Here is a 21234-nt window from a genome sequence, read left to right as displayed (position 1 = left end):
ATTTGGTATATCCTGATTGTAAAAAAGCACCTGAACAATTTGATTCAGATGCTTTTTTATTGCAGGGGGGCCTTCGCAGTGTGTGGTTATGGTTATATACCCATTTCCTTTAAGATAAAATTTGCATTATCAATTTTGTCAGCGACCCAGAGCACATAACGGATATCCACACCAATAGATCGGCTATAGCGTTCATTCCAAGCAAAATCGTTTATTGTGGCATCGTAAGCACGGTCAAAGTTTACACCTATCAACTCACCATTTGCGTTCATGATGGGGGAGCCGGAGTTACCGCCCGTTGTATCCATATCATACAGTATATTGACAGGAACCGATCCCAAGTCTTTCTTGAGGTATGGACCGAAGTTTTTATTGAGATAAGCAGTCTTGATTTCCTGCGGATAGTCAAATTCGGGCAGACCGAGGTTTCCTTTTTGAATAATTCCTTCAATGGTCGTGAAAGGCTTCATATAGGTGGCATCTGCAGGAGCATATCCCTTGATGTGCCCATAGGTCAAACGCAGGGTGGAATTGGCATCCGGAACGAAGTTTTTGGCCTGAAAGATTTCCTTTACAGCGACATAGTCACCCATCAGTTTATTCAAAACCCCTTCACGTCTTTTCTGTTCGGCAGCGAAGATGACAATATCACTGTCCAGTTCGTTTTGAAAATTCAATAGCTTGTCATCAAATTGTTGTAAGGCGCTTGCATTGGCCAAAACTGTATTTAAAATATAGTTTTGATCAGTTAATTTACTACCATTGATGATTTGCGTCGCATAGTTATTGGCCGATTCGGTGTCCAATTGAAGCTTTTGAACTGCCATAATCTGATTTTTATCCCGGAAAGCAGCAGCGTCGGCGAGCATTTTCCCAAAAATACGTTGGTCAGCCTGTTTGTTGTAGCTTTCGTAAGTTTCTCGAATACTTTTTTTAAGCTGTTCGACATTATAGTCGAATAACTGTTTTGCGGCATGTGAAGAGCGCTCTTTACCCATTGCTACTTTTAAGGTATTGAGATCGCGGGCAACTTTCAGTAAGCTGGTACTGTTATAAATATTGTTGATCCAAAGCTCTTTTAGGGCATCTTGATCACTGAGCCTGTAGTAGGCAGCGATATCGTTTAACAGATTGCCATACTTATCTTTAAGTTCGGGTTTGCTTAAAATAAAGGCGGCAAGTGCTTCATCTTCTTGTTTTTTTGTTGAAAGAAGATCAATGCCGCGCAATCCTTTGAGCTTCCCGCGGTAATTTTTGAGTACATTGGCGTTGCGTTTGATGCGCGTTGCTAAAGAGAGCGCGATATCTGTATTATCTTTACCCGCTTCTTCCATCTGCTTATTCTGGAAATCGTAAAGATCGGAAACATAAGGCAGCAAATATTCTTGTTGGTACTTAATATATTGTGCGGGACGGTGTCGGAATGTTTTCCCCGGATAACCCAAGATAAAGGTGAAATCATTTTCTTTCACGCCATTTGGATTGACTTTCAGGTGTTTTTTTGGCTGGTAAGGCACATTATCTTTCGAAAAGGACGCCGATTTTCCATCTTTACCAACGTAGGCTCGAAGGAATGAATAGTCGCCTGTATGGCGTGGCCATACCCAATTGTCGGTTTCACCTCCAAACTCACCAATATTTTGACGTGGAATATACACCAAACGAACATCTTCGATCGTTTTGTAGCGAAACAGTACGTAACTCTTGCCGATGAACATTTCGGAGACTTCGGCTTTGATCGTTGGATCTTCTTTTTCGGCCTGTCTAACAAGTTCTTCTTGTTTTCTTTTGATCGTATTAATGCGTTCGACCGGATCACTGATATTAGCTACAGCATTTAATATTTTAGCCGATACATCTTCGTACGAATCTGTAATTCTTATTTTTAATCCTTTTGCTTCAATCTCCTGTTCCTGATTTTGTGCCACAAAACCATTTTTAAGATAATTGTTGATGGCAGTACTGGCCAATTGAACGGCTGAAAACGCACAGTGATGATTGGTAATGATCAAGCCGCGATTGGAAACGAAAGATCCAGTACATCCGCTGACCTGAACCAAAGCGTCCACCAGTCCAACTTGACCGGGATTGTAAATGTCCTTTTCATTGATCTTTAGTCCGGCTTTTTTTAATCCGGCTCTATTCAGGTCACTCAACGGATACATCCCTTCGTCTGGATTTGCTTTACCAAGTGGGACATTTGTAGCGGATAACAATAGTGCCAATGCAATTGTAGTATGATGTTTAAACTTCATAGGATTCTTAAATGTCAACTGTTGTAAATCTCCAAAATTAAGAAAAGCTTTTTGATGATTCGACTTTTCTGTCAACTATTGTCATAATTGCAGAACAATTACAGCTTTTTGGCAAGGTATTTATTGTATTATATGATAGCGCGGGCAATGGTCAAGCCTTAAATAATTGTGTATTTGCCATCGTTTTACAGGAGTATTCGTAATTTTGCGCTTTAAAGATTTTAACATGACCTTAATCCAATTGGAATATATCATTGCTGTTGATACTTATCGTAGTTTTGTCGCTGCAGCTGAAAAGTGTTTTGTGACACAACCGACATTAAGTATGCAGATCCAGAAACTGGAGGAATCGTTGGGAGCCAAAATCTTTGACCGGAGCCGCCAGCCTGTCGTGCCTACTGAAATTGGAGAGAAAATTATTCTCCAGGCTAGATTGGTCTTGACCGAGAGCCGGAAGATCAATGAGATTGTACAAGATAAAAAGGGCGAGATCGAGGGAACGTTAAAAGTTGGGGTTATTCCGACAATTGCGCCATATCTGCTGCCCAAAGTACTGACAACTTTTATGGAAAAGTATCCTAAGCTACAATTGCAGATCTGGGAATATACGACCGAACGTATAGTTCATGAACTGAAAGTTGGTCTTTTGGATTGTGGTGTACTTTCGACACCGTTAAATGATCCGGGCATATTGGAATCACCTTTATTTTATGAAAATTTTGTCGCTTATATCTCTGAAAATAGTCCCTTGTTTTCAAAAAAAGTGTTAAGTGGTGATGATATTGCTGATGACAAGCTCTGGTTGCTCAATGAAGGACATTGTATGCGTGGGCAGGTGCTGAATATCTGTCATCATAAACATAATCAGGATCTCTCCGGACGTTTTGAATATAATACCGGCAGCGTTGAAACCCTCAAAAGAATGGTGGATATCAATGATGGTATAACAATATTGCCTGAGCTATCAATCTCGGATTACGTGGACGAGCAGCTGGATAAGATCCGGTATTTCAAATCACCGGAGCCTGTGCGGGAAATATCTTTGGTTACGACTCAGAATTATGTTAAACGACATGCAATCCAGGCATTGGAAAAAGAAATATTAGCAGTGGTACCCGATAAATTCAAAACAAAAAAGAAAAAGGAAGTGTTGAGCTTTCAATAAGAAGACATGGCAAATCTCAGTGTACGTTTTTTTAAGAAGATAGATCAGATCAATCAATGGCGGATGAGAAAAGTTTCGAACAGAAACTTTATTATTCTCTTAGCCTTTTTAGTTGGTATTGTTGGTGGGCTGATGGCGTCTGTTTTAAAAAGACTAACGCATTTTATTGCGGCGACAATTCAGGATGATATTGACTGGAAGGTTAAGTATTCCGTTTATTTGATTTTCCCATTAATTGGGATATTACTGAGCGTGTTTTTTGTCCGGAAATTTTTGAAGGGTAAGAAGATGGAACATGGAATTACACCCATTATCTATGCCATCAGCCGCAAGGGTAGCCGATTGGATCCAAGCAATATCTATTCACAGGTTGTCACTTCAGCAATTACGGTAGGTTTTGGAGGATCTTGTGGATTGGAAGCTCCGGTTGCTTTAGGCGGTTCGTCAATTGGTTCCAATATTGCCCGCTTTTTTGGCCTGCAATACAAGGAGGTTACCATGCTTTTGGCCTGTGGGGCGGCGGCGGGAATTTCGGGCGCATTTAACAGTCCCTTGGCGGGAATGATCTTTGCGATAGAAATATTGCTTCCCGAATTCTCCATTCCAGTTTTTATTCCACTTTTGATTTCTTCGGCGCTTGCTTCGGTCGTATCGCGGCTTCTGTACAGTGAACCTTTATTCAGTACATTCAATTCGGACTGGCAGATCTCAGCGTTGCTATTTTATTTGTTATTGGCGGTATTGATTGGCTTGTATACAATCTATTTTGCCCGTGTCTCCAGTACGGTAGGAAAATGGTTTTCAAGAATAAAAAACCCATACAACAAAGTTTGGGTAAGCGGTATATCCCTGGGACTTATGATTTTTGTCTTTCCGGCTCTTTATGGTGAAGGCTATATTACAATCCAGCAGATTCTCAATGGACAATTTAACTCGATTGTAAAAAACAGTTTGTTTTCTGATTATAAAGACATGGGCATGGTGGTGCTGGGCTATACAGTTCTGACTTTATTTGGAAAATCTTTTGCTGCATTGTTTACGTTGAATGGAGGTGGGAACGGGGGAGTGTTCGGGCCGAGTCTGGTGATGGGCGGGCTATTGGGATTTGCCTTTTCCTACGGTATAAATCTGACCGGAATAGCGGAATTAAATGTGCCGAATTTTGTGGTTGCTGGTATGGCGGGTGCGCTGAGCGGTATTATGCATGCACCGTTAACGGGTATCTTCCTGATCGCAGAAGTGACCGGCGGCTATACGCTGATGGTACCCTTGATGCTGGTCTGTTCAATTTCCTATCTGATTAACCGCGCTGTATTGAAACATTCGATCTATACGAAAGTATTGGCTGAGTCGGGTGACTTAATTTCGTACGAAGACAAGGACCGCTCTGTACTGAGTATGATGCGGATTAAATATGTTCTGGAAACTAATTTTGTCATTTTGCGACCCGATGAAACACCCAAAAGCCGACAGACAGATATCATCCATAGCAAACGCAATATTTTCCCCGTGGTGAGCCATGAAGGTAAATTTATTGGGCTTCTCTATAGTGAGTTTCTTTTTTCGGTTCTGCTAGGAGAGGTAGAAGGGGGGGATACCCCATTTGAAAAATTGGCACAGAAGCCAAATGATACCGTTGGGATCAATGAGAATATGGAAATAGTCATGGCTAAGATGAACAAGGACGACACATGGATATTACCTGTGCTTGGGGATGAAAACAAATATATGGGCTTTGTATCCAAATCCAGCGTCTTTAATAAATATCGTGCACTTCTTATCCGTCAGGGACATTATCTGGAGTAAAACCCTATTTGGACTGCTCATAAATAAGGGCGCTAGCAAATTTTTTACTGTTCTTCTCAATTATCTTGACACTTATCAGACAATTACATGGACATATGCATTATTTGATATTAATCCATGTAAGTATTGCTCGGGCTGAATTAGCCGCGCATCGCCATAATTTTTGTGACGTATTTTCCAATAATATCAAATTCGATATTTACTGTCGAGCCTACTTCGACTCGTTGAAGATTGGTGTGTTCGAGGGTGTACGGAATGATCGCCACGGAAAATCGGTCATCATGGGAATCGACCACAGTCAAACTGATACCATTAACGGTGATGGATCCTTTCTCTACCGTGATATTCAGCTTGTTGGGATCGTATTGAAAAGTAAAAATAAAACTACCGTTTTCATCTGTCTTCTTGATACAGGTGGCGGTCTGATCGACGTGCCCCTGGACGATATGTCCGTCAAATCTTCCGCCAGCTAAAGTACATCGTTCAATGTTAACCAGATCTCCGATTTTCAACTGTGCCAGATTGGTTTTTTGTAAGGTTTCATCTATCGCTGTTACCTTGTGTACCTGATCATCCAATCCGACAACCGTTAGACATACACCGTTATGGCTTACACTCTGATCAATTTTAAGTTCATTGGAGATCGAGGAGCTGACATAAAAGTGGATGTTGCTTTTTTCATGTTCAATATGTTCGATTTTTCCTAAGGTTTCTATGATTCCGGTAAACATGTAATAAAATTTTGATTGAATCAAAGTTACTAAATAATCAAAGGAAACATTGTTTTTGTGAACAAAATAGACGCATGAATGACAGAATAATCTATTGTAAACATAATTCATGACCAAGATAAATACTGTAATAGAAACGGCATTAATAGGGTATGATAAATAAGGGCTTATTAGAAATAGTAAAAAGATTGTGTGTATAATGTACACTTACTATTCCTTTTGTCATAGCTATGCCAAAACAAATTTATGGGAGTTGAAAAAAAATATTACAAAATTTTTGTTTATATCATTGGAAGCACTATCTTTGTGATAGGTTTAGGTTGATTGCCTCTTACAAAGAGGTATTTATAAAAGCTTAGCAGGTCGCCCGACCGGATGCTAAGCTTTTTTATTTTAAAGTAAATCATTGTTTTACAAGTGCTTGTCTTCTTTTAGTGTATTTTTATCTTAATGGTAGTGGATTCAATAGATAAGCGATCTGCTTAGTTATTGAGGGTATATAAAATAGACATTGAAATCAGGAGCAGATATTCAAAATTCTTAGATTTGAAACGTTCTTATAAGGCCTGTAGTGCCTTAGAACGGGCATAGTAGATTTTTGAAGGCGTAGTATCCAGTGCTTTGCAGATTTCTTCGGTTTCCGGGCCTTCCAAAATGCTACCGCCATTGAAACCTGGGCCATTGTCACTGGAGAATAGGATAATGGTATCAACTAGACCCAACGATTGGATACGTTTCATGATCAGGCCTACCTGATCATCCAAGTAAGTAATCATACCAGCATAGGTGGCTCTTGGGTAATAGGAAAATAGCAAAACCTATCTGCTTTTCATTTTTTTTGCTCTTCTTCCAATAACTGTTTTAACTCGGTCACTTTTTCGGGATATTTAGCTGCAACATTGTTTTTCTCTCCAATATCATTTTTAAGGTCATACAATTGATCTTCGGGGAGATTTCCGGTTTCGGTATCCGTCAATTTCATATAGGGGATACCTTTACTTGGCGCGATATATTTCCAGTCGTCCTTGACAATGGCAAGGGTTTGGGCATGCTGAACCATGGTGCTGCGCCCTTTGGGGTTTTCACCGGTTAAGGTTTTTAATAAAGCCTTGCTGTCTTTTGCTTCGTCGGCTTTTAATCTTACGCCTACAAGTTGTGCACTTGTTGCCAACAGATCCATCTGACTGATCAGTGCATTGGACACTTTGCCTTTGGCAATCCCTTGCCCACTGACGATAAACGGTACGCGTGTTCCGCCTTCAAAGATGCTATATTTACCACCTCTGAGCGGTCCTGCGGGCTGATGTCCATTGAGTTGAGCCACTGCACCGTCCACATAGCCATCATCTAGTACAGGACCATTGTCGCTGCTGAAGATAATAATGGTGTTTTTGTCCATTCCCAGTAGCTGTAACTGCTGGTGGATCTGTCCGACCGTCCAATCCAATTGGAGAATGGCATCACCGCGGTAACCGAGCTTGCTTTTGCCTCTAAACTGTGTGGCTGGCATACGGGGTACATGGGGCTCTGTCAAACAGAAGTAAAGAAAAAAAGGTTTATTCTGATGTTGTGCAATAAAGTCCTGTGCTTTATGTAGAAAGGTTGTGGAAACTTCTTCGTCTACCCAGCGAGCACGCGTACCGCCGCTCATGTAACCAATTCGTCCGATGCCATTGACAATTGTCTGGTTGTGGCCTTGACCGGGGGAAGATTGCATTTTGAGTAATTCTGGATGTTCTTTTCCCGTTGGATCATTGCCTATTTTTCTCTCATAATCGACCAGGATAGGGTCGTTTGCTTCGGTCGCAACAACCTGATCATTTTCTAAGAATACGGTCGGAACTCGATCTGCTGTTGCGGGAAAGATAAAAGAATAATCAAACCCGACATCGTTAGGGCCAGGTTTGATGGCTGCATTCCAATCTTTTTTGACTTCGTTACCAAGTCCCATATGCCATTTACCGACAATTGCTGTAGCATAACCTGCATTTTTAAAGACTTTGGGCAGTGTAATTTTGTCTGTCGGGACAATCAGTTTGGCGTCACCGGGCAGAATCCCGGTTCCATCCTGGCGCCAGGGATAGGTCCCTGTCATCAACGCAAAACGGGAGGGAGTACAGGTTGCAGAGGTACTATGTGCATTGGTAAAGCGTGTGCCGTTTTGCGCCAATTTATCCAAGTGAGGTGTTTCAATCTGTTTGGCGCCATAGCTGCTCAAATCACCGAAACCAAGATCATCGGCGTAAATATAGATGACGTTCGGTTTACTTATTTTTTGGGCCAGTGAGGTCGTGGGCAGGGTTATCGCCAGACTTGAGGAAAGAAGAATGGTAAGAAATAAGGTCTTTTTCATATTGTACAAATACGTTGATAAGAATCCATCATTAAAACGACAGATCCCAATATACTATTTTAAATTTGGATTGATATCAATTTCATTTTGCGGAATCGGCCAATGGCTGTCCTGACCGGCTCTAAAGGATTTTCTTGTTACATACCTGCGGCTAAAGCTGTCTCTGATTCCGCCGGACTTTACGCGGATATTTTTGGCCACAGGATATGGTGAGCCGTAGAAATCACCATTTAAGAAATCATTTACAGTATCTTGCAGTTCACATTCGACCAAATCCTGTTTTTTACTTTTTGAGACAAGATCGGCTTCGTCAGGTGTCAATGTTTTGATCACCAGAGGGACGTCCCCGCAGTACTGTGATAGGTAGAAGTACTGACAGGCGCGAATAAAACGTGCTTCAGCACTGAAAAAGATCCTCCATGTGCTTATCTTGAAAAACAACATGGAGCATCCTTTGCCATTATTTTCGGAGATTGATAACAGTGACAGCAAGTAGGATAAGCACTATGCCGACCCACTGAATCCCTGAGACGGTTTCGTGCAGTAATAAGACCGCGGAGATGGTAGATATGGGAATCTCCAGGCTGGAAATGATATTTCCCAAAGCGATACCGGTCCTGGGAATACCCCGCGTAAAGAATAGGGGGGGAAGAACTGTACCAAACAAGGCGATGATCAGTCCCCAAGGTAAGGCTTTCAGCGTCATCTGCTGAACAATTTGTATATTCCAGAAAATAATGATCAGGAGGAGCCCACCGAGTACCAAAAACAGGCTTCGGACAGGACTTGGTAGCTGATTGGCGATATTGCTGGATGAAAAAATGGCAACGGCATAACTGACGCCGGCCCCAAAGCCGAGTAAGAGGCCTCTTGTGTCCAAGGCCTTTGTTTCTGAGAAGATATCGGTTGAAAGAGCGGTTCCCAATAAGACGGTGATAACACCTATTATTTTTGCTTTTGAAGGCATTTTTTTTCTGATTAGCGCTTCAACTATTAAGCTTATCCAAATGGATTGCATGAGTAGGATAATTCCCACAGATACAGGTATATATTGTATGGCAAGGTAATACAGTGTTGATGTCAATCCGAGAGACATTCCCCAGGCAGTTAGTTTTAATTTTACGGTCAGGTTTGCCTGTTCCTGTATTTTTGATTTTGAAAAATAATTGAATCCCAGCAAAAACAGGAATCCTATCAAGAATTGCAAAAAAGTCAATACGCTAGTATGAATCCCTAGCTTATTGGCATATTTGACGAGTGTAGCGAGCAAACCGTAGCTGCAGGCCCCCGCGGCGACGTAAAGAATAGATTTATAATCCTTCATGGCCAAAATAATTTTGAAACAGGACCAATTGATTGACTAGCGATTTGTGCCAATAAGCGGAATCGTGTGCCCCGGGAGACTCTATGTACAGATGCTCTATATTTTTGTCTGTTAGCTGTTGGTGCAAGGATCGGTTCATTTCCAGCATTTGGATATCTTCAGTGCCGCAATCCAGTATATATCGCTGCTCATTATGGATCATTTTATCCACATTGTTATAGATTCGGAAACTTGGGGATAGCTCTTCTAACTCGCCGAGTACCTTGTCAACTTGGTAATCTTGATATCCTTTGCCAAAGTGGTTAAAATCAATGGCGCCACAGGAGCTACCGATGATGGAAAAGACTTTAGGATAAGCAACACCGATATGTAAAGCACCAAATCCCCCCATGCTCCAACCGAGTAAGCCTCTTGCATTTCTATTTTCCTGTGTGGGAAAGTGCAGATCGATATAACGGATTAGCTCATCTCCGATAAAGGTACTGTACTGCAGCTGTGCATTCAAGGGACTATCTACATACCATGAGTTATAATTTCCATCCGGGATAATATAAATCGTTTGGAATTCAATTGCTTTTTGAGATAAATCAGGAATATCCTGTTCAATTGTTCTCATGGGATTGCCACTGTAACCATGTAAGATATACACGGTTTTATAACGTACATCTTTTTGGATATCAGGCGTTACGATGATCACATCTACATTTTTATGCATTTTGGTACTGTAGACTTTCCGATGGATGTTGTGTTGGGCACTAACGGAGCAGTAGAGTGCCAACAAGAGAAAGGTGATTCCTATTTTCATTGCTTAAGAATTTATTTATACTGCAAAATTCTCAAGGATATTGTTTAAAAACATGTACAAATGTTGATGGAATTATTGTTTTAATTCTTTACGAATACGACTTAGCTGGGTAGGGGTCACACCAAGGTATGAAGCGATATGGTGTTGTTTGAGGCGTTTAAAGAGAGATTGATTGTTGTAGAGCTCAAGGTAACGTTCTTTAGCAGATTCCCATTTCAGAGTGATTTCAAGTGGCTCTTTTTTTACTACCCAGTTTTTTTCCAGATAGGCGATTTGGAAGAGTGCTAAATCATGGTGTTGTACCACCAGTCCACGGAAAATTCTTGCTGAATATTGCATCAACAGCACATCTTCAAGGGCAACAATATTGAAATTACTTGGTTTTTCTTCAATGATAGCTACTGTAGATGCACAAAAGCTATTTTCTTCAAAAAATAATTTGTAAATAATATTACCTGCTGTGTCTAATTTATAATAGCCTAATAACCCTGTGTTTACGAAGTAATAATATTTTGCATAATCGCCAGCGCGTAAGATCAGCTCATTTTTCTTAAAGCTTTTAGGCTGACAGATCTTTCTCAATGCCGCCATCGTCTGCTCGCTGAGCGGGAAGTATCTGTTCATTTCGGATAGCAGCTTTTCCATCTTAATTTCTCTGAATGTCGTCTGTGTTGACTGGTTGATTTCCAACCATAATGGCTAAAGTTAACAAAATAAATGCTGTACTGCTGCACGACAGCCCTGAAGAGAAAATTTTTATCTGTGCAGCCCAGGTATGGAATAGTGTAGGAGGCGAGACCTAAGTCAGGTATCATAGAAAAACGCATTTTGAAATGTTGGGAGTTATGGCTATTTTTAAAACTTGCATGCAGTTGTAGCCTTGTCATATCAGTTGCTCCTTTTTGTGTGTTGTGAAGTTTTTTTTTGCGTTGTAATCGATAGATTTACAGTTTTTTATCTTTGTTTTTGATATAAAGATTTTATGTTGCTTTGGCTAAAAGAAAATAGGATAAAATAGAAAAAAGCATATGGGAGGTGATATTCGTTTAGGTGGACGACGGATTGCATGGAATAAATATCTTTTGATGGATCGTTGACATGAAAAATTCACAGGTAATCATCGGTTACGAAAACAGTCTTTTTATAGATTTTGTTGTCGATAAAAAATATCGTTGGATTCGACATTGTTTATTGATCCTGGCAATTGTGGGCATTCATTTCTTGCCGAGTAAAAAAGCAGAAGCAGATCCCACAAGCAGCCTGTGGCGTCTTTTCGAAACTTTGCTTTCCATTACGATTTTGCTGAGTCTTTTTTACATTAATCATTATATTCTAATCCCTGTCTTTGTGCTAAGAAGTCGTTTTTTGGCTTATGCTGGAAGCCTTCTGGTCGCTTATACATTTATTTTTTTAGCGTTGATGTATTTGGAGCGACAGGAACTGCGGTTTATCCAAAAGCCGGACCGGTCTTATCTGGACTGGGAAGATTATTTGATCATTGTTATTTTATTGACGGTTTTTATCGCTGCGGTCAGTAGCTTGAAGCTGTTTAAGGTGTGGATTGTCAACTTAATTCGATTCAAGGAGTTTGAGAACAATACATTGACGATTCAGTTGGAGCAGCTTAAAAGTCAGATTAATCCTCATTTTTTATTTAATACGCTCAATAATATCAATTTTCTGATTGATGAGAATCCAAAGTTGGCTTCCAAAGTGTTACTCAAGCTTAGTGATGTGCTCAGAAACCAACTTTATCTATCAAAGGGCGACTCGATCGAACTTGGAAAAGAAATCGCTGTTTTAAAAAATATCCTTTTTATGGAGGACATTCGTAGGGATAAATTTGTAGTAGACTTTAGCATTGACGAACAGATGGAGCAACTGCAGGTACCACCTTTTTTGTTTATTCCTTTTGTTGAAAATGTCGTCAAACATGGCGCGCATCAGGCGATGGAAGGCGGGCAACATGTTCAGATAGGTTTTTCGCTTAAGGAAAAGCATATTTGTTTTAGCTGTGTTAACGCTAAGAAAAAAAAGATACAGGCTGCGACTTATGGTGGTCTTGGCTTGAGTAATATCCAAAAGCGGTTAGAAATCCTATACCCAGCTAAATATAATTTGAAGATTGAAGATTTCGGTGATAGATATAAGGTGTTTTTAAGTATTCCAATAGGAGCATAATAAGATGATGGACAAGTTAAGTATTAAATACATTGTGATTGAAGACGAACCTTTAGCAAGGCGGGGGCTGGTAAAATTACTGAAAGGCTATGATTTTTTGGAATGCCTGGGCATGTATGGTAATACCGAGGATGCCCGAATGGTGATGGAGGAACAACAACTTGATTTGATTTTTTTGGATATTAATCTGCCGGAAGAAAGCGGCTGGGATTTTGCCCAATTTATTCCACCTCATATCCAGATTATATTTACAACAGCATATCCCAATTATGCTTTGGAAAGCTATGAGCTAAATGCTCTGGATTATTTGTTAAAACCTATTGCTGAGGATCGCTTAAAGAAAGCATTGGATAAAGCGGCAAGCCATTTTCAACAAAAGGTGCCGGATAAAGGCCCTGCTACAACCAATGATCATATCTTTGTCAAGGCCGACCGTAAGCTTTTTCGTTTGGAGCTCAATGAAATCCAATATATTGAAGCTATGAAAGATTATGTCATGATTCACACAAAAGATAAAAAACTAATGGTGGCGATGAATATAAAAACCATTTTCAACCAGCTACCCAATACAGATTTTGTGCGGATCAATAAATCCTTTGTGGTCAATCTCAATAAAGTAGAGAGTGTAGACAATCACTGGGTGACGATTGCAGGCTTTGAGATGCCATTAGGTGCAAGTTTTAAAGATGAGCTGTTGGAACGTATAAAAAAGCAGACTATCAACAGATAAAAAGCCGGCTAGGGAAGAACCATATACTGTTTCACAGTAAGAGATGTCTCTATAAAGACGAAACTCTTACTGTGAATTAGCATCAAAATTAATCAACTTGAACACTTCTGGCGGAAAAGGTCTGCGCACTAAAATAGCCCAGTGCTACAGGGCTGATATTTGTAGGCGGATTACTTGGTGTCACACCAGAATTACCAGATTGTTGCATTAGACTATACCAGTAGTTGTATATGGTTTTATCGATGCAGAGCATTTCCACCCGGATACGATCCCCCGGAAAAATGTCCACATCATCCGGTCGCAAAGTTATACTGATTGCATTGCCATTGTTGAAATCGTCGTTTACGGCATAAATATCTTTCAATTGCTTGTCGTTTAGAAAAACAACAAATCTATATTGATTGAGTTGATCCGCCGGATCTTTGTAAAATACTTTAATATTACGCTTCTCCTTATCACCGAATTTTGGATTTTCGACCGAGACAGAATCCAATGTAACGATTTGTGGCATTCGCGAAGTAGCCTGATATTTTTCCTGATCGATGCGTACTTCCATGGTATATGTTTCTCCGGGGATTCCTGAAAATTGCTGTGCTTTATATGTTCCGGACTCAGTTTCCATAAACGTATATTCCTGTTGTTTCTGATCCCTGACGATGACAGTTGCACCGCTCACAGGGGGATAGTTGTTGCCGCCGGAGAAGGCAGCATTGCGGCTCAGTTTTATTTCTTGCTGTGATGTGGTGTTATTGATGAAGCCTTCAATAACCAATCGACCTATTTCGTCGTTGGTATGGATATCAATGACTTTCTCACAAGACGACATTAGGACTGTAAGAAAAAATATACTGACGATAACAACGGTATGTTTCATTTGTAATAAATATTTTATGAGCTCGTTATGCTCGGTTTGTGTTTAAGAAATTATAAGGGAGTTACCCTGTTTATGTCTATCAGTGTTGTTGTGTGCTGAATAGGAGTATTTCATCCTTTGTAGCAATACTTATTAAAATTTAAAATTCCAGGTAAAAGAGGGGATAGGTATGCCAAAAATGCTTGTTTGTACTGCTTCCGTCGCATTAGCGACTGTTTTACTATCTCTAAATGCGATTCTGTAGGGGTCCTTGTGTGCGTAAACATTGTAAATTCCAAAGGTCCAGCTTGATTGATAATGTTTTCCCGGTTTTCCTTCAAAGGTAGCCGCAATATCCAAACGATGTGATGCGGGCATACGATATGCATTGCGTTCCGAATAGGAGAAGGTGGTATTACCGCCGACATTATATTTTCCTGTTGGATACGTAACAGCCCGACCGGTGCCATAGACAAAATTACTGGAGAAGCTCCACTGTTCATTGAGCTTATAGATCCCGACAAGAGAAAGGTCATGTGTACGATCCTGCGTTGCGGGAAAATATTTTCCTGCGTTGATCTCATCAAATTTACGTTCGGTTTTGGACCAGGTATAGCCTACCCAACCGTTGAAACGGCCATATTTTTTCTTCAAAAATAATTCGACACCATAGGCTCTGCCTACACCATACACCAGCTGGGATTCTACGTCTTGATTGACGAGTAATTGTGCCGCGTCTTTGTAATCGATCTGGTTTTGTAAATTTTTGTAATAGATCTCTGCAGAAAACTCATATACATTATCTTTGAAGTTTCGGAAATAACCTGTGGAAATCTGATCAGCAATTTCAGGTTTGATATTCTTGCTGCTCATGACGTAGAGATCCGTCGGACTAGAGCTAGTGGAGTTTGTCAGGAGATGAATATTTTGTGTATTCCTATTGTAGGAGGCCTTGATGGATTGCTGCTCATTTAGAAGATAACTTAAGCTAAAACGCGGTTCCAAATTGAGATAATGCTGTACCACCTCTCCTGATTTATATCGCTGAGAAGCGATGATGTTACCTGTGGCGTCATAACTGCTAAATGTACCCGGGCCAACCAGTAATATCGAGCTCAAACGGAGGCCATATGCCATATTTAACTTGTCATTTACCTTCCAGTCATCACTGGCATATGTTGCCATTTCGTAACCAAAGCGATGTTCTACATGCTTATTGTTGAAACTTGAACTTGCCGTTGTCGTAATATCTCCCGGTGCAATATCATGACGTGTTGCATGTAAACCAAATTTTAGGCTATGATCTACGCTTGCATAATATTGGAAATCCTGCTTAAAATTGATGTCAGCAATCTTTGAGGTGGCTTTAAATCCATCATTACGGTCCAAGCCTTCGACAACATAGTTAAAATTACTATAGACGAGTGAAGTATTTGAAAACAGCTTGTTGTTGAAGATATGGTTGAACCGAAGTGTTCCGGTCGCATTTCCCCAATTGGTTCCGAAAATATCCTCTAGTCCCAATACATCTTTACCGAAATATCCGGAGAGATAGATGGCATTCTTATCGTTGAATCTATAGTTCGCTTTTGCGTTGATATCATAAAAATATAGGATACTTTTACTGATTGTGGTATCTGAAGAAGCTTTCATAAAAAGATCCATGTAGGTGCGACGGGCAGATAACATAAATGAGCCTTTGCCTTTCACGAGCGGACCTTCAACCTTAATGCGGGAAGCAATTAGTCCGATGCCACCCTGAACCGTAGTTTTTTTGTTATTACCCTCATTCATTTTGACATCGAGCACCGAAGATAACCGGCCGCCGTATTCGGCTGGCATACCCCCCTTATAGATGCTGACATCCTTGATGGCATCTGAATTGAATGTGGAGAAAAAACCGAGTAGGTGAGTGGCATTATAGACCGTTGCTTCATCCAGTAAAATTAAATTTTGGTCAGCACCGCCACCACGGACATAAAAACCTGTATTTCCTTCACCAGAAGTTTTAATTCCAGGCATGAGTGTGATGCTTTTTAGAATATCGCGTTCCCCCAACACGACGGGAAGCTGATTGATCTGGTTCATATTGAGTTTTTCGACGCCCATTTGTGGCGAGGAAACATTTTTATTGGTAGGTCTGTCGGATGAAATCACAACCTCATCCAATAAGGTTTGCGACCGCAAGGTAAGATTGAGAGCTTGATCCCTGTTTAATTCAATTGTGTCGATGCGGGTATTGTATCCGACATAGGAACTGGAAAGTATATATCTACCCTCCGGCGCGGCGATGGAATAGAAGCCATAAGAATTGCTTGAGCTTCCGGACTGTGGGAGCTCGCGTAGTTTGACCGTAGCGCCGATCAGGGTTTCACCAGTTGACACATCTGTAATTGTTCCTGATAATGTATAGCGCTTTTGTGCGAGGGCGTTGCTGCCGAGTGAAATTGAAAGTAAAAAAAAGGATAATGATCTAAGCATATTGTGAATTTTTTACGAAAATAATGGTCCGTAAACCGCAAAAAAATTCTTTTATAGCAACATGGCCAGATATTATAGCAACCTGTTGTTTTTGCCTTTTTTTTATGCATTTTCTAAAAAATTCGTGTCTGATTCAACTTTGAAAACTATAAATCTAGTGCTTATTCTATTTGAGCTGAATACAGTACAAATTCGGTTCCGTTGAGTCCCACATATATGTATTTATTGAGATCCCCACGATAGGCGACAAACAAGGGGTATTGATGAATGCGTAAGCGGTTATTGTAGTATTCTTCAATAGAGGCATAACTTGCTTTGATCGTAATTTCTCCGGTTTCCTTATTTTTTATTCCCTGGAGTTGCGTTTGCTCATTGGAAAAATAAGTGTACGGTATTTCAGTGAATTTAGGATAATAAATTAGTCGGATTCCATCGTCGATAAATGCCTTATTTTTTTCTTTAAAATCGGCGATGGACTGATTATCAGGGAACGCGATCTGACCGGTCTGATCATTTTTTATTTGTTGCAATAGCGTTTTATCGTCTACCTTATCTATTGTATGTACCGCGGAGTTTTTAAAAAGCTGCACAATTGTTTCTCCATTTTTGAAGTCTGCGGCATCGTATTTATAAACCGGATCGCCCTTCTTGTTGATACGGTACCGCTCGCCGTTGCGCCGAACCCATGCATATTCAGCTGATCCATACTTGATAATTTCGGGTCTGTTGACGTGGAAGATCTGGAAATTAAAATCTTCTTCAAATAGTTCTGCGCTTTCGTAAATAGGGGACAGTTTTATGTCAAGAATACTGTCACAGTAGCCATATAGACTATCGTTTACCAAGACAGGAATTAAATCGGGGTAAGGCAAATTATTGGTTATAGGCTTAGTTTGTGCATAAGTGAAAGCACATATTAATGTGAAAACAAGAGTGAAAGAAGTGTGCATCTGTTTATGTTTTGTCTGGTATATCAAAAATACGATAACCTATGCGGATTTAGTATCCATGAAATCAGGGGTTTTTTATCAGTGGTGAAGCATGGGAAAAGCAGGCTTAAATACATAATAAGTACCGTATTGACTAAGTATTACTTTGTACTGTATGCAGGGCATGATTTTATTGTAATAATCCCTAAAAAATATACACTGCTGATGTCTTAAAAAAATGTACCTTAAAAAGCAATTATCTAGATCCGACAGGAGAATAATGCTTCTAAATGAGGAGATTGATTTATATGAACTTCCGTTGAATTTTTTATTTAATGAACTTAAGATATGGAAGTTGTTAAATTGTTGATTGTTATTTGGTTAAGTAATGTTAAATATACTATAATATACAGACGGATCAGGTATTTTAAACTAATCAATATAAACATAATATGAGATCCCGTTTCGCTTACTTAATTATTTCGCTTCTTTTGGTATTGATTGGTTGCCAATCCCGAAAGACTGATTCCATCGCTACAGGATTGACAATAGATTCCTTTAAGATAACTTCAGTTTATGTCAAAGATGATTTCGAAATCAAGGTTAGTTTGCCCGTGGAATACCATACTTCGGAAAACAAATATCCCATCATATTCCTTCTGGATGCAAATCTGTATTTTGACATATTTGCTCAAGCACTGCGGGATTATGGAAATGTAGGTTTATCTCCTCAGGTAATACTTGTCGGAATTGGCTATAAAGATATCCCCGTAATGGATTCTTTGCGGCAACGCGACTACACGTATCCAATTGCAAAAGCGGAATACGAAATGAGTATAAGTGGCGGTGCTGAGCATTTTTTGAGTTTTATTGAGAAGGAACTTTATGGCCGGATTTCCAGATCTTATCGAGTAGATAGCACAGATGTCATACTTTACGGACATTCTCTTGGGGGATATTTTACCCTCTATTCATTTTTAAAGCGATCAAGCGCTCCAGCTAGCAAAATAAATAAATTTATTGCTGCCAGTCCCTCTCTTCATTATAACGATTATTACTTACTCTCCCTAACCAGGCAGTACAAAAAAAACTTTTCGAATCCCATAAAAGTTTATATCACTTATGGGGGGCTTGAAAACTCAGCTGACCCAAACGGCTTAAAGCTCGATGAGATCGCTGATACCTTGTATAAAAATATTGGTCGTGAAACTCTGATTTTTGATAGCTATTCAAATCTCGACCATATGGATACACAGTTCCCTACATTTTTTAAGGGGCTAAATTTGTTGAGTAAAGGCAATTGATGACTGATGTTTTCTAAACAAAAAAACGATCTTTTGGAATAACTCTGCAGTCGTGAGCCTTAAAGAATTGCGCTTAAACTTTTATAACAGCCACGCAAAAATTGAATCGCTGATCAGCAACAGTTCGTATACTATGTTGAGATTCTAGCGATTACCTGATCTCTTCGATTGGATAAAATGCCGCTTACTTCAATTACAGATATTCCAAAATCGGCAATCCAGTCACGGATAACATGATCAACCTGTTTTCTAATTTTTGACAACGCTATCTGATGGGGCGGTAAAGTTCCAGTTGGTAAATTAACTTTCCCTATGTGATCCCGCTGGGATTATTAATATTTTTGCAGTGATCTTATATTCAGTATTTTGTATTCTTATTTAAAGAGATGGACATCATACAAAATGATTCTAAATGAACTATTTTAGTTAAGTCGTTAACTATGTTACAAAGATAACAGCTCATTAGTAGTAACCAAGCAAACCTGAAAATTTTTAATTGTTAAAGTTAGTACTTTTAATCTTAAAATTTTGGCAAAGACTTTGATATGTTAATCACGGAAATAACCAAATTGATATGATCCTAAGGAACCCCATATTTTCTATTCTGATACTGACACTTATTTCCTGCAATTCGGCCAATAATTTTTATCAGGGAAAAGTATTGGATGAAAACGAAAAGCCGATTCAAGGTGTAACCATATTTGAGGAAGAAAGGAAAAACAGTTCGGTAGCAACGACCGACAGTACCGGATATTTTAGGCTGGCCAGAAGCCCGGAGTGGCTAGGTAACCTGATATTTATAAAAGAAGGATTTAAACCTGACACTATACCATCTGTCAGGAGGCAAGCCGGAGAACGGATAAGATACTATTTTATTGAAAATGATACCACCGTTGTTAGGTTGAAGTCTGCCGCAGCCGATATGCTTACTGGGCTCAAGGTTCGACATTTTCCTATCATTGATAGTACCAGATTCGAAAATTTTGAGAAATCTGGGATGCCCGACTATGGTTTGCTGAAAAAGATCAATTTCGATCCCAGACGTAAAGATGCTACAAACTTCAGGCTCAACTACAGAATCCCTTTCTCTGACAGTTTCAGTTCAGTGGTGATTACTTACAGAGCTGGCGAAAATGAACTGTTCACCACATTGATAACCTTTGATAAGCAAGACAAGATAATTGACAAGCTGGTTATTGCTTACGATGAAGTGGCTGAATCTGCGTTTAGTAAAAACAGTAAAATTGAGAAAGACAAAATTGTGATAACAAACTCAAATTGGATGAGCGAGGAGCCTGTTCTTGAAAAAGAAACATACAAGGTAGAAAGCAACGGCAAGTTCAGCAAAGTGCAAGCCGAAGGAATACAGGAATGAAAAGGCAAGAAGAAGATGCAACTTCCTATAAAATTAAAATACTGGGAAGAGGAGAAGACTTGTTCTTTCAAAAGAATAATGATGCCCTAATTTGTGATAATGTTAGATATGACAGACCCGGTTTTACTGCATGTCAATTGGATAAACACCATTAAAGCTAAGACATATGAATTTTTTTATTTTAATTAAAAGTAAGGCTAATTACCCACTTCAATTTAGTCTTTCAAACTCAATAAACGGATCCTACATTGGAATTGGAAAGTTTATTAATGAAGATATAGTATCACCTTTGATCTATGAGGATGCAGAGAATAGTACAATTCCCTATGAAAATTTGATAGAATTGGATGTATTGGAAACTGTAGGCGGAGGTTTATTAATTAGTGAACGATTCAAAGATCTAATTGAAGAACATTTTAAAAGCGATGTGCAAATATTTAATACGACATTCGTTTATAAAGGTGTAAAAAATGAAAATTATTTCGCTTTAAATATTTTTAATAAGGTAGAATGCTATGACCTGGACAAATCAGTTTACACAAAACATCCAGTTGATGGTTCTTTTAAATTTATTAAATCCGTTTTAAATAAAACTCCTTTAGAAGAGTATGGTTATGAATATAATATTGCCCGATCAATTTATGATAATAAAATAGTGGCATCAGAGTTATTTAAAAGTTTAGTAGAATCCAATAAAATTAATAGTGTTGGGTTCAAAAAATAAAATGGTTGTTTAAATTGATGGTAGGGAATTTTATGGGATCATTCCGGATCATACCGAAAGTTTGGGGGGTACAATTTTTTAAGCATACAATTTCATTACTCTATATAGGAAGAATGTGGTGTCCCTTACGCCACGAAAGACACTCCTGAAAGCTTTGAGCTTTGCATTGAAAGACTCTGCTGAAGCATTGGTACTTCTGTTGTCGAAGTAGTGTAGGA

General features: G+C 39.4%; 19 protein-coding genes. 7 read left to right on the top strand and 12 right to left on the bottom strand.

From position 1 onward, the window contains the following. Positions 1 to 92 precede the first annotated feature (92 nt). The gene (locus D7322_RS09345) at positions 93 to 2255 is read right to left on the bottom strand and encodes a S46 family peptidase (RefSeq protein WP_121124075.1); all 2163 of its coding nucleotides are present in this window, start codon (positions 2253 to 2255) and stop codon (positions 93 to 95) included. 226 nt (positions 2256 to 2481) lie between these two features. On the opposite strand from D7322_RS09345, the gene D7322_RS09340 reads away from it, so the two are divergent. Beyond that, positions 2482 to 3420 (top strand): hydrogen peroxide-inducible genes activator, encoded by a 939-nt coding sequence (locus tag D7322_RS09340; protein ID WP_104381078.1) that lies wholly within the window; start codon positions 2482 to 2484, stop codon positions 3418 to 3420. Between the two features lie 6 nt (positions 3421 to 3426). Further along, positions 3427 to 5226, top strand: a complete 1800-nt coding sequence (locus tag D7322_RS09335; protein ID WP_121123546.1) for a chloride channel protein — start codon at positions 3427 to 3429, stop codon at positions 5224 to 5226. 140 nt (positions 5227 to 5366) lie between these two features. On the opposite strand, the gene D7322_RS09330 is transcribed toward D7322_RS09335, so the two are convergent. The 7 genes from D7322_RS09330 to D7322_RS09300 all read right to left on the bottom strand — a co-directional run bounded on the left by D7322_RS09330 (position 5367) and on the right by D7322_RS09300 (position 11084). Then, on the bottom strand, positions 5367 to 5957 hold the full coding sequence (locus D7322_RS09330; RefSeq protein ID WP_121123544.1) for a riboflavin synthase: 591 nt from the start codon (positions 5955 to 5957) through the stop codon (positions 5367 to 5369). Between the two features lie 557 nt (positions 5958 to 6514). Then, the gene (locus D7322_RS09325; protein WP_245971299.1) at positions 6515 to 6772 is read right to left on the bottom strand and encodes a sulfatase-like hydrolase/transferase; all 258 of its coding nucleotides are present in this window, start codon (positions 6770 to 6772) and stop codon (positions 6515 to 6517) included. Positions 6773 to 6786: 14 nt separating this feature from the next. Beyond that, positions 6787 to 8310: a sulfatase-like hydrolase/transferase gene (locus tag D7322_RS09320; RefSeq protein WP_121123540.1), complete on the bottom strand. Its 1524-nt coding sequence runs from the start codon at positions 8308 to 8310 to the stop codon at positions 6787 to 6789. 54 nt (positions 8311 to 8364) lie between these two features. Further along, entirely contained in the window at positions 8365 to 8754 is a 390-nt protein-coding gene (locus tag D7322_RS09315; protein ID WP_121123538.1) for a hypothetical protein, read from the bottom strand. A gap of 16 nt (positions 8755 to 8770) precedes the next feature. Then, the gene (locus tag D7322_RS09310) at positions 8771 to 9634 is read right to left on the bottom strand and encodes an EamA family transporter (RefSeq protein WP_121123536.1); all 864 of its coding nucleotides are present in this window, start codon (positions 9632 to 9634) and stop codon (positions 8771 to 8773) included. Continuing rightward, positions 9621 to 10439, bottom strand: a complete 819-nt coding sequence (locus tag D7322_RS09305) for an alpha/beta hydrolase (RefSeq protein WP_121123534.1) — start codon at positions 10437 to 10439, stop codon at positions 9621 to 9623. The genes D7322_RS09310 and D7322_RS09305 overlap by 14 nt, the downstream gene beginning before the upstream one ends. Before the next feature lie 72 nt (positions 10440 to 10511). After that, entirely contained in the window at positions 10512 to 11084 is a 573-nt protein-coding gene (locus tag D7322_RS09300; RefSeq protein WP_121124073.1) for a Crp/Fnr family transcriptional regulator, read from the bottom strand. A gap of 453 nt (positions 11085 to 11537) precedes the next feature. Here D7322_RS09300 and D7322_RS09295 point away from each other — a divergent pair, with 453 nt between their 5' ends. After that, positions 11538 to 12620, top strand: coding sequence for a sensor histidine kinase (locus tag D7322_RS09295; RefSeq protein WP_121123532.1), 1083 nt, complete (start codon positions 11538 to 11540; stop codon positions 12618 to 12620). 4 nt (positions 12621 to 12624) lie between these two features. Then, positions 12625 to 13350: a LytR/AlgR family response regulator transcription factor gene (locus D7322_RS09290; protein ID WP_121123529.1), complete on the top strand. Its 726-nt coding sequence runs from the start codon at positions 12625 to 12627 to the stop codon at positions 13348 to 13350. Between the two features lie 88 nt (positions 13351 to 13438). Here the strand turns inward: D7322_RS09290 and D7322_RS09285 are convergent, their stop codons facing one another. The 3 genes from D7322_RS09285 to D7322_RS09275 all read right to left on the bottom strand — a co-directional run bounded on the left by D7322_RS09285 (position 13439) and on the right by D7322_RS09275 (position 17634). Next, positions 13439 to 14224, bottom strand: coding sequence for a DUF4249 domain-containing protein (locus D7322_RS09285; RefSeq protein WP_121123527.1), 786 nt, complete (start codon positions 14222 to 14224; stop codon positions 13439 to 13441). A gap of 132 nt (positions 14225 to 14356) precedes the next feature. Then, complete coding sequence (locus tag D7322_RS09280) at positions 14357 to 16684, bottom strand: TonB-dependent receptor (protein WP_121123525.1); 2328 nt, start codon at positions 16682 to 16684, stop codon at positions 14357 to 14359. Positions 16685 to 16845: 161 nt separating this feature from the next. Beyond that, entirely contained in the window at positions 16846 to 17634 is a 789-nt protein-coding gene (locus D7322_RS09275) for a hypothetical protein (protein ID WP_121123523.1), read from the bottom strand. Positions 17635 to 18065: 431 nt separating this feature from the next. On the opposite strand from D7322_RS09275, the gene D7322_RS09270 reads away from it, so the two are divergent. From D7322_RS09270 to D7322_RS09260, 3 genes are all read left to right on the top strand, one after another. After that, a complete protein-coding gene (locus tag D7322_RS09270; RefSeq protein ID WP_121123521.1) occupies positions 18066 to 18917 on the top strand; it encodes an alpha/beta hydrolase in 852 nt (283 codons plus the stop codon). 574 nt (positions 18918 to 19491) lie between these two features. Continuing rightward, entirely contained in the window at positions 19492 to 20292 is an 801-nt protein-coding gene (locus D7322_RS09265) for a carboxypeptidase-like regulatory domain-containing protein (RefSeq protein ID WP_121123519.1), read from the top strand. Between the two features lie 166 nt (positions 20293 to 20458). Next, the gene (locus D7322_RS09260; RefSeq protein ID WP_121123517.1) at positions 20459 to 21016 is read left to right on the top strand and encodes an imm11 family protein; all 558 of its coding nucleotides are present in this window, start codon (positions 20459 to 20461) and stop codon (positions 21014 to 21016) included. Positions 21017 to 21094: 78 nt separating this feature from the next. Here the strand turns inward: D7322_RS09260 and D7322_RS09255 are convergent. Continuing rightward, on the bottom strand, positions 21095 to 21234 hold a 140-nt coding region (locus D7322_RS09255; protein WP_147430353.1), incomplete at its 5' end, for a transposase.

Origin of the sequence: Sphingobacterium puteale (assembly GCF_003627955.1) — a bacterium.
Taxonomy (GTDB): Bacteria; Bacteroidota; Bacteroidia; order Sphingobacteriales; family Sphingobacteriaceae; genus Sphingobacterium; species Sphingobacterium puteale.
The sequence above is the reverse complement of the archived record's forward strand: the minus strand, read 5'-3'. Positions and strand labels throughout refer to the sequence as shown.